We start from the raw sequence: 13,886 nt of genomic DNA, 5'->3' as shown, positions 1-13,886 counted from the left end.
TGATGGAATTTAATTAATCCTCGTCCAGACGGTACTTCGACACGTCCATTCCAAATGTGAGCTGCTTGTCGGCAACGAGTTGTTCCAGCTCGGTGAGTGATTTCTTACCGAAGTTCCGGAATTTCATCATATCCGAAATTTCAAGTCTTACCAGGTCACCAAGTGTTTTAACATCCGCAGATTTCAAACAGTTGTAAGCACGTACTGAAAGATCCAGTTCAGACAATGAAGTCTTCAACAGTTTTCTCATACGCAGCATTTCCTCATCAACCTGATTGTCTTCCTCAGCTTTCTGCTTCTCAAACGTCATCGTTTGGTCAGAGAACAGCATGAAGTGTTGAATCAGAATATTGGCAGCGCCTTTCAATGCATCCTCAGGGTGGATAGATCCATCTGTCTGGATGTCGATCAAAAGACGTTCGTAGTCGGTACGCTGTTCAACACGCGTGTTTTCAACGCTGTATTTCACATTTTTGATAGGCGTATAAATGGAGTCTACCGCGATGTAGCCGAACGGAAGCTCATTGGCCCGTGGCTCGTCTGCCGGTACGTAACCTCTACCTTTATCCAAGAGAAGTTCCATTTCGAACTCCTTTTGATCATCTATATGGCAAATGACCAGATCCGGATTCAGAACCTCAAATGCGCTTGTAAACTTGCCAATGTCGCCGGCAGTAATTACCGATACATTTTTAAGGTTTACAACGATCCTGCTCTCACTCAGGTCAGAAACTTTTTTAAAACGAACCATTTTCAGGTTCAGGATGATTTCCGTAACATCCTCAACTATACCTTCGATAGAAGAAAATTCGTGAAGCACGCCTGGGAACTTCACACTCGTGATGGCGTAACCTTCCAAAGACGAAAGGAGAATCCTACGCAACGCATTACCAATGGTTACGCCGTATCCTTTCTCTAAAGGCTTAAACTCAAACAACCCGTGAAAGTCGTCTGCTTTCTCCATGACGACCTTATCAGGCATTTGGAAAGCTAATATTGACATAGTCCTTGCTCCTTTTATAGTAGTAAATGATAGTTGATCACGCTACCTTACCTTTGCGATCGCAAAATTGCGCTGTTGCCAGCAAAAAAAGCACTACCCCGAAATTTCGGGGAGTGCATGTAATATGAAGATTATTATTTAGAATACAACTCAACGATCAGCTGTTCGTTGATGTTTTCTGGAATTGACTCGCGGTCGGGGAATGTAATGAACTTGCCAGACAATTGCTGAGCGTCCCATTCCAGCCAGTTGAAACCTTTTGCGCTGTGTCCTGCAAGGCTGTCAGTTACTGCTTCGAGAGATTTTGATTTCTCGCGAACTGTAACAATCTGTCCTGGACGCAATGAGTAAGAAGGGATGTTTACGATCTCACCATCAACGAGGATGTGCTTGTGCGACACCAGCTGACGAGCAGCACGGCGAGTTGGAGCAATACCCAAACGGTAAACTGTATTGTCAAGACGTGCTTCGCAGTATCTCAAAAGGTTTTCACCTGTAAGACCCGCTTTAACGGCAGCTTTCTCGAACAAGCTACGGAATTGTCTTTCAAGAATACCGTAGATGAATTTTACTTTTTGTTTCTCAGCCAATTGCAGAGCGTACTCCGACTTCTTTGACCGACGACCCTTTCCGTGCATTCCGGCAGGGTAATTTTTCTTTGCAAGCGCCTTGCTTGGACCCATGATGGGCTCTCCGTAACGTCTTGCGATTTTGGTTTTGGGACCTGTATAACGTGCCATTAAAACTATTTGTTTACTTAATTGATAAAAACCATTCTGTAACCCCAGTGTCCAAATTACGAATGGGTACCTTGCGGTACTAACTACTATACTCTACGACGTTTTGGAGGACGGCATCCGTTGTGCGGAAGCGGAGTGATGTCACGGATAGTGGTCACTTCGATACCTGCATTCTGAATGGTACGGATCGCAGACTCACGGCCTGATCCCGGTCCTTTTACGAAAACCTCAGCTTTACGCATTCCGAGGTCGAACGCAACTTGTGCAGCGCTCTGTGCAGCAGTTTGTGCTGCATATGGAGTGTTCTTCTTAGAACCACGGAATCCCATTTTACCTGCAGAACCCCAAGAAATAACTTGTCCGTTGCTGTTGGTAATTGAGATGATGATATTATTGAAAGAAGCCTTGATGTGAACCTGACCAACAGGCTCGACAACAACCACTCTCTTTTTTGCTTTATCTTTTCTTTTATTCTGTGCCATTGCTCTTGGAATAAGTTGTGGATCGCTCCACCGCTCACTTGATTATTTAGTAGCCTTTTTCTTGTTCGCGATAGTTTTGCGTTTACCCTTACGAGTACGTGAGTTGTTTTTCGTTCTCTGACCACGCAAAGGCAATCCTTTACGGTGACGGAGACCACGATAACAAGCGATATCCATAAGACGCTTAATGCTCAACTGAACTTCAGACTTAAGAGCGCCTTCTACTTTAAATTCCCCAGCAATAACCCCACGGATCGCACCAGACTCTTCGTCGGTCCAGTCGATCACTTTTTTGTTCAAATCAACACCTGCCTTTTCGAGGATTTTCTTAGCCGAGCTACGGCCGATCCCGAAAATATAAGTCAATGAGATTTCGCCTCTTTTGCGATCTGGAATGTCTACTCCTGCAATACGTGCCATAATTATTATCCTTGTCTTTGTTTATACCGTGGGTTCTTCTTGTTAATAACGTATACTTTACCCTTCCGGCGGATAACCTTGCAGTCCTCGCTGCGTTTCTTTACTGATGCTTTGACTTTCATCTGATTAAACTAAGTGTTAATTTAAGGTAATCGATCCCCTTACTTGTACCGATATGTAATCCGGGCTTTCGATAGGTCGTAAGGAGACATTTCCAGCTTTACTCTGTCACCCGGCAATATTTTGATATAGTGCATTCTCATTTTACCAGAGATATGCGCTATCACTTCATGCTTGTTCTCTAATACAACACGAAACATTGCGTTTGACAATGCTTCGAGAATTACTCCGTCTTGTTCGATTGATGCTTGTTTTGCCATTCGTAGCGTTTGTTACTGTACTTCAACCATTAGGCTGGTGTTGGCCGTCACTTTTTCAATGTAATCGAATGTTGTCAGAATTTCTGCCTTCCCCTTTCTCACTACCACGGTGTGTTCGAAATGCGCGGAATACTTTCTGTCGTTGGTCCGGATCGTCCAGCCGTCGCGCTCCTGCACTACTGCTTTCGCCCCCAGGTTGATCATCGGCTCGATGGCCAAAACCATACCTTCTCTCAATCGTATTCCTTTGCCTCGCTTCCCGTAGTTTGGTACTTCAGGAGCCTCGTGCAGATCCCTGCCTACTCCATGTCCTACCAACTCTCTCACCACTGTATAGCCACGGTCCTCAACATAACTCTGAACCGCGTGACCGATATCACCGATGCGAAGGCCATCCACCGCTTGCTCGATTCCCTTATACAGGGATTTCTTGGTTGCGGTCAGAAGGTTCATCACCTCCTTGGACACTTCTCCTACCGGATAAGTGTAGGCGCTGTCGCTGTGGTATCCATTCAGTTTAACACCGCAATCGATCGAAACGATGTCACCCTCTTTTAGCACGTAGCCCCCGGGGATCCCGTGGACTACAACTTCATTGACCGATATACAAAGAGAGGCTGGAAATTTGTTGAACCCCTTGAATGAAGGAATCCCACCGTTATCTCTGATATACTCCTCGGCAACTGCGTCTAACTTTCCAGTTGTAACACCCGGTTTTACCCAGGTGGCTACTTCCGCGTGCGCCTTGCCGAGCACTTGAGCACTAACCTTTATCAGGTTGATTTCCTCTTCTGTTTTAAGATAAATCATTTCAGATTGCTACGCTCTCGGTGCGTCCTTTTACACGTCCCGACTTCATCAAACCCTCATAGCGACGCATCAGCAAGTAGCTTTCAACCTGTTGCAAGGTATCAAGAACCACACCTACCATGATCAGCAATGATGTTCCTCCGAAGAAATGAGCAAAGTCTGTCGAGATCCCAAGCAGGCTCGCGAATGCAGGTAAAGTAGCTACTACTGCCAGCATCAATGCACCTGGGAAAGTGATACGGTCCAGAACGGAGCTGATATATTCAGACGTCTGCTGACCTGGTTTAACACCCGGGATAAACCCGCCTCCACGCTTCATATCATCAGCAATCTGCTGAGGGTTTACCGAAATAGCGGTATAGAAGAACGTAAATACAATAATCAATACAGCGAACAGGAGGTTGTATTGCCAGGTCGTGTAGTTAGCGAAAATCGTTGCTACGTTGCTGGCGAAATCACTTTTCTCAGCAAAATAAGACGCACCCAATGAAGGGATGAACATCAAAGCCTGAGCGAAAATGATAGGCATTACACCTGCCGCATTCAATTTCAATGGAAGATACTGGCGCTGCCCACCCATAACGCGATTACCCACCACCTGCTTAGCATATTGGATAGGAATACGACGAACGGCCTGGGTCAACATTACCGCACCCATGATTACAAAGTAGAGGGCAACGATTTCCAATACGAATACCAAGATACCGCCGCTACCTCTCGATACGAACTCTTTGTAGATCGCACCGGGGAAACGCGAGACGATACCGATCATGATCAGCATCGAAATACCATTACCGATACCTTTGTCCGTGATTCTTTCGCCGAGCCACATACAGAACATTGTACCTGCCGTCAATACGAATACCGACGAAATGGTGAACATGCTTCTGGAAACCAGAAGAGCCTCGTCAGGTACAGTAGTATTCAAATAAGCAGTACCTTGAACAAGTGTAACAACGATAGTCAGAACCCGGGTAATTTGGTTCAGCTTTTTACGGCCTGATTCCCCTTCCTTCTGCATCTTCTGGAAATATGGCAATGCCATAGTCAACAGCTGGATCGCAATGGAAGCGGAAATGTAAGGCATGATACCCAATGCAAAAATGGACGCTTTACTGAAAGCGCCACCTAAGAAAGTATCGAGCAAACCCAACAACCCTGCGGAGGATACATTCATTTGATCAGGTTCAACACCTGGCAAAGCAACGTAAGACCCCAACCGGAAGATCGTTATAAACAAAAGAGTGTTGAGAATACGTGTTCTCAACTCCTCAATCGCAAATATGTGTTTTATAGTCTCTAAAAATCGTTTCATCTTCTGGGCTTACAACGCTCTGTTCAAAGTAAACAAATTCTGTCGGGTATCGCAGCTAAATTACAATTTAACTGCTTTACCACCTGCCTTCTCGATCGACTCGATAGCCGAAGCAGAGAACCCATGAGCCTGAACTTCAACCGAAGAAGTGATTTCACCACGGTTAAGGATCTTAACCAGGTCGTTCTTCGCGCTGAGACCATTTTCACGAATCAGATCCAACGTTATTACCGCAGCTCCGGTTTTCTCAACCAATGCCTGGATAGCATCCAGGTTCAACGCTTTGTATTCAACGCGGTTGATGTTATTGAAACCGAATTTAGGCAAACGTCTTTGAAGAGGCATCTGACCACCTTCGAAGCCCAGCTTACGGCTGTAACCTGAACGCGACTGCGCTCCTTTGTGTCCACGTGCAGCAGTGCCTCCTTTACCGGAACCCTGACCACGTCCAACCCGCTTTCCAACCTTAACGGAACCAGCAGCCGGTTTTAATGAACTTAAATTCATACTATTCGTATATTAAATTTCTTCAACTTTAACCAAGTGGCTTACCTTGCGGATCATTCCTGCAATGGCATCGCTGTTTTCTTTCTCAACAGACCGGTTCAGTTTACCAAGACCCAACGCTTTGATCGTCAGTTTCTGTTTCTCAGGGCGGTCAATTGTGCTCTTAACTTGTGTAATACGTACTTTTGACATGATTACTCTCAGATTGAGGATAATCCCGAAGGATTATCCGTTGAATACTTTTTCCAATTTAACGCTGCGTTGGAAAGCAACCTGATGCGGAGCTCTCATTTTCAAAAGAGCGTCAATTGTAGCCTTGATTACGTTGTGCGGGTTCGAAGAACCTTTGGATTTTGCAAGTACGTCTTTGATACCTGCGCTTTCCAGCACCGCGCGCATCGGGCCACCTGCCAGTACCCCTGTACCAGGAGCAGCCGGCTTGATCAGAACGAAACCGCCGCTGAACTTACCTTCCATTTCGTGAGGAACGGTATGTTTAAGCATAGGAATTTGGATCAGGTTTTTCTTAGCATCGTCAATTCCTTTGGCGATCGCGTCAGTTACTTCATTGGCTTTACCCAATCCGTAACCTACAACTCCGTTTCCGTCCCCTACTACCACGATGGCAGAGAAGGAGAAACGACGACCACCTTTTACTACTTTTGCTACCCGGTTGATCGCTACAACGCGCTCTTTCAGGTCTGATTCGTTAACCTTTGAAGGTCTTGTATTTGTAGACATAGTCTTTGTTATACTTAGAATTTCAGGCCACCCTCACGAGCTCCGTCGGCCAATGCTTTTACCTTACCGTGGTACAAATATCCGTTACGGTCGAAAACCACTGCCTGGATACCTGCTTCCTGCGCTTTCTCAGCGATTTTTTTACCTACCTGGGCAGCTACTTCAACATTGGAGTTTTCTTTTCTGCCCCCCAGTTCTACCGACGATGCACTTGCAAGGGTAATCCCTTTGATATCATCGATAATCTGAGCATATATGCTTGTGTTGGAACGGAAGACCGAAAGTCTAGGGCGCTCCGCGCTTCCCTTCACCCGCTTACGGATGTGAAGTTTCAGGCGTTGTCTTCTATCTGCTTTTACGTTAGCCATCTTTAATCTTATCTTACTTGTTTATAACATTGACCGGTGGCTACGCACTATTTCTTAGAAGCAGACTTACCTGCCTTACGACGGACCACTTCACCAACAAAACGGATACCTTTTCCTTTGTAAGGTTCAACTTTGCGAAGGGATTTGATTTTCGCTGCTACTGCACCAATCAGTTCTTTGTCGATACCTTCCAGGATAACCTTGGGGTTCTGACCTTTTTCTGAGGTAGTAGCCACTTTGATCTCTTCCGGAATCGCCATGAAAATGTTGTGAGAGTAACCCAATTGAAGTTCGAGAACATTGTTCACCGCGCTCGCCTTGTAACCTACCCCGATAATTTCAAGCTCACGCTTGTAACCTGCATCTACACCGATCACCATGTTGTTGATCAGTGAACGATAAAGGCCGTGCAGCGCTTTGTGACGCTTCTGCTCAGTAGGGCGCGTAACTTTAAGTTCGGCTCCCTCTACTTCAACAGTGATATCACTGTCAACAGCCTGTGTAAGTGTGCCTTTCGGCCCTTTTACAGATACTACGTTATCTTCTGCAACCGATACGGATACTCCCGCGGGCAAAGTGATAACTTTATTTCCTATTCGTGACATTTCCTGAATAACTTTTAAATATTAATACACGAAACATAACACTTCACCACCCACATTCAGTGTCTTAGCTTCTTTATCTGTCATTACACCTTTCGATGTAGAGATGATCACTGTTCCTAAGCCGCCCAATACACGTGGCAGTGTTGATGAACCTGAATATTTACGTAGTCCAGGCTTACTAACCCTCTCCAATTTCACAATTGCAGATTGCTTTGTCACAGGATTGTATTTCAAAGCTATCTTGATAACTCCCTGAGGACCAACCTCGTCGAATTTATAGCTTTGAATGTACCCCTTGTCAAAAAGTACCTTTGTAATCTCTTTTTTTATGTTGGATGCAGGTATCTCAACAACCCGGTGCTTCGCTTTGATAGCGTTTCTGAGTCTCGTCAGATAGTCTGCTATGGGATCCGTTAACATGTTTATGCCAAGTTTAAACACCCCCTTTTGAACGGGAGTGCAAAGTTAAGTAATTGAAATCAGAATTGAAAGTATTCTTACCAACTTGATTTTGTAACTCCTGGAATTTTTCCATCTGACGCCATATCGCGGAAGAGTACCCGGGAAATTCCGAATTTACGCATATATCCGCGAGGTCTTCCGGTGATTTTGCACCGGTTGTGCAGGCGTACAGGAGAAGAGTTACGTGGTAACTTGTCAAGACCAACCCAGTCACCGGCAGCTTTCAACTTGCTACGTTTTTCAGCGTAACGCTCTACTAGCGCTTGTCTTTTTCTCTCCCGTGCTTTTACTGATTCTTTTGCCATTGTCGGTAAATAATCTTTGTAATATTATCTTATTTGTTCGCGTTGGTGAAAGGCATTCCCAATGCTTTCAGCAATTCGTAGCTCTCTTCGTCAGAGTTGGTAGAGGTCACGAATGTGATATCCATACCCGTGATTTTTGCCACTTTTTCGATGCTGATTTCAGGGAAAATGATCTGCTCTTTCACACCGAACGTATAATTTCCACGTCCATCGAATCCTTTGTCGCTGATACCTTTGAAGTCACGCACACGTGGCATCGCAATGCTGGTCAAGCGGTCAAGGAATTCGTACATCTTGTCACCACGGAGCGTTACTTTCGCTCCGATAGGCATGTTTTCACGCAACTTAAAGTTAGAAACAGCCTTTTTGGAGATAGTAGCTATTGCTTTCTGTCCTGTGATCAGGCTCAACTCTTCCACACCGGTGTCAACAAGTTTCTTGTCTGCCACCGCAGCTCCAATACCTTTGTTGATAACAATCTTTGTCAGGCGGGGAACCTGCATGCTTGACTTGTACTGGAATTTCCCCTTCAATTGCGAAACGATTTCGCTAACGTATTTCTCTTTTAATCTAGGCGTCGCCATGTTTGAAAGTGATTATGTGGATTGCCGACCCACGCGCTTGGTTATAAAAATCAACTGCTTTCGGCAAATCCGGATTACAATAAGTTTCCGGATTTCTTCGAAAAGCGTTGCAGTTTTCCTTTGTCGTTCGCTTTACGGCCGGTTCTTGAAGCTTCTCCTGTTTTAGGATCCACAACCATCAGGTTGCTGATGTGAATTGCGCCTTCGCGTTTTTCGATGCTACCCTGTGGGTTCTGCGCGTTTGGCTTAACGTGCTTTGTGATCAGGTTTACACCTTCCACAGTAGCTCTTTGTTTTTCTACAAGCACCTTGGTGATCACGCCTGTTTCGCCTTTTGCGTTACCTGAAATCACTTTCACGGTATCACCTTTGCGAACGTGCAATTTTGCCGGTGCTTTTTTATTTGTACTTTCCATTGAGGTATTCTCTTAACAGTTTAAAGAAATACTGATGTTTTGATTTCTTACAACACTTCTGGTGCCAGTGATACGATCTTCATGAATTGCTTCTCGCGCAACTCCCGGGCAACCGGTCCGAAAATACGTGAACCACGTGGCTCATCGTTGTTGTTCAATAAAACTGCCGCATTATCTTCAAACCGGATGTAAGTTCCATCCTTGCGACGTACCTCTTTTTTAGTACGTACAACCACGGCTTTGGAAACCGTTCCTTTTTTCATGTTGCTCGAAGACAGAGCGGATTTCACTGTCACGACGATCTTATCGCCCACCGAAGCGTAACGCTTTCCAGTTCCGCCCAATACCCGGATTACGAGTACTTCTTTCGCGCCACTGTTATCGGCTACTGACAGTCTTGATTCTTGTTGTACCATGATTACTTCGCTCTTTCAAGGATTTCTACTAATCTCCAACGCTTGTTTTTGCTAAGCGGACGAGTTTCCATTACACGGATAGTATCGCCGATACCAACCTGGTTTGTTTCGTCGTGAACCATCAGTTTGGTAGTTTTAGTCATAAACTTACCATACTTCGCGTGCTTCACTTTACGCACGACAGTGATCACACAGGATTTCTCCATTTTGTTGCTCACTACCTTACCAATTCTCTCTTTACGTAAATTTCTTTCTGTTGCCTCCATAATTTCTAAACTGTTTACTGTTGGTTAGATTTAGCCGACAGCTCGGTTAAGAGTCTTGCAATTTCCTTACGTGAGGCGCGAATACGCAGAGGATTCTCAATTGGAGAAATAGCATGCGCAAATTTCAACCGGAGTAAGCGCTCTCTCTCTTGGGCGATCTGCTCTTTCAGCTGATCCTGCGACAGATTCTTTATTTCTTTACTAGCCATTGCTTTTAATAATTAGTGTTCTTGATACGTTCGGACTACTATGATTCTTGATAATCCCGGCGTACGACGAACTTTGTCTTAATTGGCAACTTTTGTGCAGCCAAACGCAATGCTTCGTTTGCGGTATCCAGCGCAACACCAGTCGCTTCGAAAATGATAGTTCCAGGCTTAACAGGAGCTACCCAATATTCAGGTGCACCTTTACCTTTACCCATACGAACCTCTGCAGGTTTCTTGGTGATCGGTTTGTCAGGGAATACCCGGATCCAAACCTGACCTTCGCGTTTCATTGCACGTGTTACCGAGATACGGGCTGCTTCGATCTGACGAGCAGTCAACCAACCTGGTTCCAGCGCCTTTATTGCAAACGATCCAAAAGCGATCTCATGTCCGCGGGTCGCGAGACCGTTGTGCGAACCTTTGTTCTTTTGTTGTTTGCGAAATTTTGTCCTTTTCGGCTGTAACATGATTCTAATCTATTTGAACCGGTTTGATACCGGAAAGTATCTGATTACTTCTTCTTGTTCTTGTTGCGTTTGCGACGATCTGCATCACCGCCTCCTCCTTCGCCACGTGGGGCTCCGTCATTTCTGTCACGGCCTCCGCCTCTTCTGTCGCCACGTCCGCCACGGTCGTTACCACGCTCACCACCTTGTGCACTTCTTTCAGCTCTGTCTGATGCCGCAGTTGCTGCACTTGGAGTCAGGTCACGCTTTCCGTACAATTCACCTTTGAAGATCCATACTTTGATACCGATCTTACCGTAGATAGTTTGTGCTTCGGAGATAGCGTAATCGATGTCCGCTCTCAATGTATGCAAAGGAATACGTCCTTCTTTGTATTCTTCTGTACGGGCCATTTCAGCTCCACCCAGACGACCTGCCAAACGGATTTTGATTCCTTGTGTTCCTACGCGCATTGCAGAAGCGATTGATTGCTTCATCGCACGGCGGTAAGAAATACGAGCCTGCAATTGCTGAGCGATAGCCTCGCCTACCAGTTTCGCATCGATTTCAGGACGTTTGATTTCGTAGATGTTGATCTGAACATCTTTGCCTGTAATCTTTTTAAGCTCTTCTTTGATTTTATCAACTTCGCTACCACCTTTTCCGATCACGATACCCGGACGGGCAGTGTGGATCGTCAATGTGATGCGTTTCAATGTACGTTCAATAACTACTTTTGAAATCGATCCTTTCGGGATACGTGCTTTGATGTAGTTACGGATTTTTTCGTCTTCAACCAGTTTGTCAGAGAAGTCTTTTCCTCCGTACCAGCTAGATTCCCATCCTCTAACAATTCCTAGTCTCAGACCTATCGGATTAACCTTTTGTCCCATTCGAAATAGATCGTTTTACTTATGATTCGATTACTGCTTCATTTACTGACACCGATGCGTCGTCTACCACGATTGTGATGTGGTTGGAACGCTTACGGATTCTGTGCGCTCTTCCCTGAGGTGCAGGGCGCAAACGCTTCAACATGCGTCCACCGTCGATGAAAACGGTTTTAACGATCAGGTCAGCGTCTTCCAGTTTTGATCCCTCATTCTGTTGCTGCCAGTTGGCAACTGCAGAAAGAAGAACTTTGTGCAAAACCGGCGATGAAGCTCTCGGTTGGAATTTCAAAAGTGCCAACGCTTTGCTGACCTTCTGTCCGCGAATCATGTCGGCCACCAATCTCATCTTACGAGGAGAGGTAGGCACATCTTTTAATATAGCTCTTGCTTCCATGTTTCTTTTCAGATATCGGCTCGTCCGTTAGGACCAGCTACGTCGACAAATTATTTTCTTCCTTTATCTTTTTTAGCGGTGTGGCCACGGAAGTTACGGGTTGGAGAGAACTCGCCCAGTTTGTGTCCTACCATGTTTTCAGTTACATAAACAGGGATAAACTTGTTTCCGTTATGTACTGCGAATGTGTGCCCGATAAAATCAGGCGAAATCATTGAGCGCCGCGACCAGGTCTTGATGACAGATTTACGCGACGAGTTATTCATCGTTTCAACTTTGGCTTCGAGACGAAAGTCGATATATGGTCCTTTTTTTAATGAGCGTGCCATGTTCTACTTATTTTTTACGACGGCTGATAATCAATTTCTCAGAATGCTTGTTGCGGTTACGTGTCTTAAGACCCTTCGCGAACTGACCATTTCTAGAACGAGGCTGACCTCCTGACGAACGGCCTTCACCACCACCCATCGGGTGATCAACAGGGTTCATAGCAACACCACGTACGCGTGGACGACGTCCCAACCATCTTCTGCGACCCGCTTTTCCAAGCGAAACGTTCATGTGGCTAGCATTGGAAACAACTCCAACCGTTGCGATACAAGTAGCAAGTACCATACGCATTTCGCCTGATGGCATTTTCAATACTGCGTATTTACCGCCTTCTCTCGCTACCAGCTGCGCGTAAGCACCGGCGCTTCTTGCAAACTGACCACCTTTACCAGGAGTCAATTCGATATTGTGTACGATCGTACCGACAGGCATTGATCCCAAAGGAAGGGCATTCCCAACTTCAGGAGCTACTGAATTTCCGGACACGATAACTTGTCCAACTTTCAGACCGTTTGGTGCGATGATGTAACGTTTTTCTTCGTCCTCAAACTGGATCAGGGCGATACGCGCTGAGCGGTTTGGATCGTATTCGATCGTAAGGACAGTAGCGGGAGCGTCGAAACGATTTCTTTTGAAGTCGATAACGCGGTATTTTTTCTTGTGACCGCCACCAATATATCGCATGGTACGATGTCCCTGGCTGTTACGACCACCTGTTCTCTTGATGGGTTCCAGAAGACTCTTCTCAGGCTTCGACGCGGTGATCTCCTCGAACGTAGGAGCCGAGCGGAAACGCTGACCAGCACTTGTAGGTTTTAATTTTTTAACTGCCATTTGCTATTAACTCGTCTAATGATTTGAAATCGTTCAACTAGGCTTCACCGTAGATATCGATGGCTTCGCCTTCGGCTACTGTAATGATCGCCTTTTTGATAGTTGACGTTTTTCCAGTGACAAACTTACCTCCCGATGTGCGGGATTTGCTTTTACCAATGCTGCGCATGGTATGAACACTTTCTACGGTAACCCCGAACAGTTTCTCAACAGCCTTCTTGATCTCTACCTTGTTTGCAGTAAGGGAGACTTCGAAAGCGTATTTACCTTGACCACCCTGAGCCGTTACCTTTTCGGTTATAATCGGACGTTTCAGTACACTCATTGTTATTTGTTCAATTGGGTTTCCAAAATAGAAAGAGCAGATTCACTTATCAGAAGACGGTCTGCATTCATCAGGTCGTATGTATTAACCGAATCCACAGTTGTAACCTTCGCTTTCGGAATGTTACGGCTAGACAGGTATACATTGTTGTCGATCTCTGGGAGGATCAATAATGTCTTTGTATTCACAAGAGAAAGTGAATTCAATACATTCAGGAAAGATTTCGTTTTAGGAGCATCGAAAGTGAATGCTTCCAAAACCGAAACGGCGTTAGCTTGCGCCTTAACAGAAAGTGCCGAACGGCGAGCCAGGGCTTTTACTTTCTTGTTTACTTTGAAACCATAGTCGCGTGGACGTGGACCGAAAATGCGGCCACCACCTACGAACACCGGAGATTTAATGCTACCTGCACGAGCTCCGCCTGTTCCCTTTTGGCGTTTGATTTTACGAGTAGAGTGATTTACCTCTGCACGCTCTTTTGATTTGTGCGTTCCCTGACGTTGGTTAGCCAGGTAAAGCTTCACATCGAGATAGATAGCGTGCGTGCTTGGTTCAATGCCGAATACTTCCTCTGACACAGTTACCTTCTTGCCGGTATCTTCTCCTTTTATATTTAATACGGACAGTTCCATCGT

At 45.5% G+C, this 13,886-nt stretch carries 27 protein-coding genes; all 27 read right to left on the bottom strand.

Annotated features, from left to right (window positions below; all coding sequences use genetic code 11):
• Window positions 1–13: 13 nt before the first annotated feature.
• Window positions 14–1,003, bottom strand: a complete 990-nt coding sequence (locus tag BMW93_RS19410) for a DNA-directed RNA polymerase subunit alpha (RefSeq protein WP_019941751.1) — start codon at window positions 1,001–1,003, stop codon at window positions 14–16.
• A 134-nt stretch (window positions 1,004–1,137) separates the two neighbouring features.
• Window positions 1,138–1,743: a 30S ribosomal protein S4 gene (gene rpsD, locus BMW93_RS19405; protein WP_090380039.1), complete on the bottom strand. Its 606-nt coding sequence runs from the start codon at window positions 1,741–1,743 to the stop codon at window positions 1,138–1,140.
• 86 nt (window positions 1,744–1,829) lie between these two features.
• Window positions 1,830–2,225: a 30S ribosomal protein S11 gene (gene rpsK, locus BMW93_RS19400; protein WP_015813813.1), complete on the bottom strand. Its 396-nt coding sequence runs from the start codon at window positions 2,223–2,225 to the stop codon at window positions 1,830–1,832.
• Between the two features lie 42 nt (window positions 2,226–2,267).
• Window positions 2,268–2,645: a 30S ribosomal protein S13 gene (gene rpsM / locus BMW93_RS19395; protein WP_090152054.1), complete on the bottom strand. Its 378-nt coding sequence runs from the start codon at window positions 2,643–2,645 to the stop codon at window positions 2,268–2,270.
• A 5-nt stretch (window positions 2,646–2,650) separates the two neighbouring features.
• Window positions 2,651–2,767 (bottom strand): type B 50S ribosomal protein L36, encoded by a 117-nt coding sequence (ykgO, locus tag BMW93_RS19390; RefSeq protein ID WP_015813811.1) that lies wholly within the window; start codon window positions 2,765–2,767, stop codon window positions 2,651–2,653.
• 39 nt (window positions 2,768–2,806) lie between these two features.
• Window positions 2,807–3,025 carry a translation initiation factor IF-1 gene (gene infA, locus BMW93_RS19385; RefSeq protein WP_015813810.1) on the bottom strand — a complete coding sequence of 73 codons (219 nt, stop codon included), beginning with the start codon at window positions 3,023–3,025 and terminating at the stop codon, window positions 2,807–2,809.
• A gap of 12 nt (window positions 3,026–3,037) precedes the next feature.
• Entirely contained in the window at window positions 3,038–3,835 is a 798-nt protein-coding gene (gene map / locus BMW93_RS19380; protein WP_090380037.1) for a type I methionyl aminopeptidase, read from the bottom strand.
• 1 nt (window position 3,836) lies between these two features.
• Entirely contained in the window at window positions 3,837–5,150 is a 1,314-nt protein-coding gene (gene secY, locus BMW93_RS19375; RefSeq protein WP_090380035.1) for a preprotein translocase subunit SecY, read from the bottom strand.
• 60 nt (window positions 5,151–5,210) lie between these two features.
• The gene (gene rplO / locus BMW93_RS19370; protein WP_090380032.1) at window positions 5,211–5,657 is read right to left on the bottom strand and encodes a 50S ribosomal protein L15; all 447 of its coding nucleotides are present in this window, start codon (window positions 5,655–5,657) and stop codon (window positions 5,211–5,213) included.
• Window positions 5,658–5,669: 12 nt separating this feature from the next.
• Window positions 5,670–5,849, bottom strand: coding sequence for a 50S ribosomal protein L30 (gene rpmD / locus BMW93_RS19365; protein WP_015813806.1), 180 nt, complete (start codon window positions 5,847–5,849; stop codon window positions 5,670–5,672).
• 33 nt (window positions 5,850–5,882) lie between these two features.
• Window positions 5,883–6,398, bottom strand: a complete 516-nt coding sequence (rpsE, locus tag BMW93_RS19360) for a 30S ribosomal protein S5 (protein WP_015813805.1) — start codon at window positions 6,396–6,398, stop codon at window positions 5,883–5,885.
• Window positions 6,399–6,412: 14 nt separating this feature from the next.
• Window positions 6,413–6,766: a 50S ribosomal protein L18 gene (gene rplR / locus BMW93_RS19355; RefSeq protein ID WP_090380029.1), complete on the bottom strand. Its 354-nt coding sequence runs from the start codon at window positions 6,764–6,766 to the stop codon at window positions 6,413–6,415.
• A 47-nt stretch (window positions 6,767–6,813) separates the two neighbouring features.
• A complete protein-coding gene (gene rplF, locus BMW93_RS19350) occupies window positions 6,814–7,371 on the bottom strand; it encodes a 50S ribosomal protein L6 (protein ID WP_090380026.1) in 558 nt (185 codons plus the stop codon).
• 21 nt (window positions 7,372–7,392) lie between these two features.
• Window positions 7,393–7,791, bottom strand: a complete 399-nt coding sequence (gene rpsH, locus BMW93_RS19345; RefSeq protein ID WP_026350532.1) for a 30S ribosomal protein S8 — start codon at window positions 7,789–7,791, stop codon at window positions 7,393–7,395.
• Window positions 7,792–7,868: 77 nt separating this feature from the next.
• The gene (rpsN, locus tag BMW93_RS19340; RefSeq protein WP_015813801.1) at window positions 7,869–8,138 is read right to left on the bottom strand and encodes a 30S ribosomal protein S14; all 270 of its coding nucleotides are present in this window, start codon (window positions 8,136–8,138) and stop codon (window positions 7,869–7,871) included.
• A 29-nt stretch (window positions 8,139–8,167) separates the two neighbouring features.
• Window positions 8,168–8,722, bottom strand: coding sequence for a 50S ribosomal protein L5 (gene rplE / locus BMW93_RS19335; protein ID WP_090380023.1), 555 nt, complete (start codon window positions 8,720–8,722; stop codon window positions 8,168–8,170).
• Window positions 8,723–8,796: 74 nt separating this feature from the next.
• Window positions 8,797–9,138: a 50S ribosomal protein L24 gene (gene rplX / locus BMW93_RS19330; protein ID WP_090380020.1), complete on the bottom strand. Its 342-nt coding sequence runs from the start codon at window positions 9,136–9,138 to the stop codon at window positions 8,797–8,799.
• Window positions 9,139–9,185: 47 nt separating this feature from the next.
• Window positions 9,186–9,554, bottom strand: coding sequence for a 50S ribosomal protein L14 (rplN, locus tag BMW93_RS19325; protein WP_015813798.1), 369 nt, complete (start codon window positions 9,552–9,554; stop codon window positions 9,186–9,188).
• 2 nt (window positions 9,555–9,556) lie between these two features.
• Window positions 9,557–9,820: a 30S ribosomal protein S17 gene (gene rpsQ, locus BMW93_RS19320; RefSeq protein ID WP_090380017.1), complete on the bottom strand. Its 264-nt coding sequence runs from the start codon at window positions 9,818–9,820 to the stop codon at window positions 9,557–9,559.
• Between the two features lie 14 nt (window positions 9,821–9,834).
• Window positions 9,835–10,029: a 50S ribosomal protein L29 gene (gene rpmC, locus BMW93_RS19315; protein ID WP_019941741.1), complete on the bottom strand. Its 195-nt coding sequence runs from the start codon at window positions 10,027–10,029 to the stop codon at window positions 9,835–9,837.
• 38 nt (window positions 10,030–10,067) lie between these two features.
• Complete coding sequence (gene rplP / locus BMW93_RS19310; protein WP_090380014.1) at window positions 10,068–10,496, bottom strand: 50S ribosomal protein L16; 429 nt, start codon at window positions 10,494–10,496, stop codon at window positions 10,068–10,070.
• A 44-nt stretch (window positions 10,497–10,540) separates the two neighbouring features.
• A complete protein-coding gene (gene rpsC, locus BMW93_RS19305) occupies window positions 10,541–11,368 on the bottom strand; it encodes a 30S ribosomal protein S3 (RefSeq protein WP_090380012.1) in 828 nt (275 codons plus the stop codon).
• A 19-nt stretch (window positions 11,369–11,387) separates the two neighbouring features.
• Window positions 11,388–11,762, bottom strand: a complete 375-nt coding sequence (rplV, locus tag BMW93_RS19300; protein WP_090380009.1) for a 50S ribosomal protein L22 — start codon at window positions 11,760–11,762, stop codon at window positions 11,388–11,390.
• Window positions 11,763–11,812: 50 nt separating this feature from the next.
• Window positions 11,813–12,091 (bottom strand): 30S ribosomal protein S19, encoded by a 279-nt coding sequence (rpsS, locus tag BMW93_RS19295; RefSeq protein WP_015813792.1) that lies wholly within the window; start codon window positions 12,089–12,091, stop codon window positions 11,813–11,815.
• Between the two features lie 7 nt (window positions 12,092–12,098).
• A complete protein-coding gene (rplB, locus tag BMW93_RS19290) occupies window positions 12,099–12,926 on the bottom strand; it encodes a 50S ribosomal protein L2 (RefSeq protein ID WP_019941737.1) in 828 nt (275 codons plus the stop codon).
• A 37-nt stretch (window positions 12,927–12,963) separates the two neighbouring features.
• Window positions 12,964–13,251, bottom strand: coding sequence for a 50S ribosomal protein L23 (gene rplW, locus BMW93_RS19285; RefSeq protein WP_015813790.1), 288 nt, complete (start codon window positions 13,249–13,251; stop codon window positions 12,964–12,966).
• Window positions 13,252–13,253: 2 nt separating this feature from the next.
• Window positions 13,254–13,883 (bottom strand): 50S ribosomal protein L4, encoded by a 630-nt coding sequence (rplD, locus tag BMW93_RS19280; protein WP_090380007.1) that lies wholly within the window; start codon window positions 13,881–13,883, stop codon window positions 13,254–13,256.
• Between the last annotated feature and the right edge of the window lie 3 nt (window positions 13,884–13,886).

It is taken from the genome of Dyadobacter sp. SG02 (assembly GCF_900109045.1).
Classification (GTDB): domain Bacteria; phylum Bacteroidota; class Bacteroidia; order Cytophagales; family Spirosomataceae; genus Dyadobacter.
This window is presented reverse-complemented; position numbering and strand designations above follow the sequence as displayed.